Raw genomic sequence first — 1,281 nt, forward strand, 5'->3', positions numbered from 1 at the left:
CAGTCTGCTGAAAAACCTCGAAATGGAGCGTCCTCGCCGGTCGTTGTTGGGGCGATGCGGTGGAGTTGGACGTAATTTTCTCGGCTGGTGTTGGGTGTAGCCTGACGCGGGGTGGCTAAGTGGCAAGCAGTTTGGGAATGCGGATCAGGTTATAGGCGATCAGATTGAGTAGGAAGTCGGCGGCGACGCGAGCGATGCCACGATGTTTGGTCTTGCGCATGGTGCCGTGCTGCTTGCCCCATCCGAAGATGCACTCGACCATCGCCCGGCGTGACTGCGACATGCCGTAGCCCGGATGTCGCGTGGTTCGTTCGTCGATGGCGCTGTCGCGGGTCTTACCGGTTTTGGTGACGGCCTGGTTCTGCGTCACATGCGGCGTCACGCCGATGGCGCGAAGATTGGCGACATGATCGGCCGTATCGTACGCCTTGTCCTCACCGGCCGTGATGCGACGGCCTGCGGCTTTGCGTCTCGCCTTCAGCATGGCCTCCGAAGCTCGGCGTTCAGCGGTACCATTGGCATGTGTGACCTTGCCGGCCACCGCCAGCCCATGCCGGTTCTCCATGGTGGCGTGGCCCATATAGCAAAGCTTGGCCTCCCGTCCGGCCGCCTTGCGATAAAGCCTGCTGTCCGGGTCGCTGGTGCTCGCATGGGTGTCGTTCTTGCGCTTCTGGCCGTGGAAATTGGCGCCGTCATCGTCGTCACCGCTGCCGTCCTTAGGGCGAAAGCTCTTCTGTGAAGCCCAGGCTTCGATCAGCGTTCCATCCACCGAGAAGTGCTCGTCCGACAGCAGCGGCTTGACCTGCGGATGGTTCAGAAGCCTGGTCATGAACTTCGTGAACACATCGCCGTTCTGCAGCCGCTCCCGGTTCTTGGTGAAGCTGGTCGGGTCCCAGACCGGATCGTCCGGCGACAGGCCTACGAACCAGCGGTACAAAAGATTGTAGTCCAGTTGCTCCATCAACTGGCGTTCCGAGCGGATGCCGTAGAACACCTGCAGCAGCAGGGCGCTCAGCAATTGCTCCGGAGGGATCGAAGGACGTCCCTCGCTGGCGTAGAGCTTCCCAAGGCTGCGGTTCAAATCACTCAAAACATCCCGAACGAGTTCCCGGACCTTCCGCAGCGGATGGTTCGCTGGCACACGCTTATCCGGCGCGATGTACGAAAACAGGCCGCCCTGATCCGTAAACCTCCCGCGCATCATCGCCTCCACCGAATCGAGATGATAAAGTGAATCATCAAGCCCCCTCCCTGGCGAGGGGGTTCTTCAGCAGACTGCTA

At 60.7% G+C, this 1,281-nt stretch carries 1 protein-coding gene; it reads right to left on the minus strand.

All coding sequences use genetic code 11. The features are described from left to right. Positions 1-115: 115 nt before the first annotated feature. Positions 116-1,201 (minus strand): IS5 family transposase, encoded by a 1,086-nt coding sequence (locus AC5ZFO_RS47930; RefSeq protein ID WP_496124257.1) that lies wholly within the window; start codon positions 1,199-1,201, stop codon positions 116-118. Positions 1,202-1,281: the final 80 nt, after the last annotated feature.

Source organism: Bradyrhizobium sp. Unk1 (genome assembly GCF_059512345.1).

Coding starts and splice junctions, on each gene's coding strand:
- AC5ZFO_RS47930 (WP_496124257.1), bottom strand. CDS start 1,201: ATGCGCGGGAGGTTTACGGATCAGGGCGGCCTGTTTTCGTACATCGCG.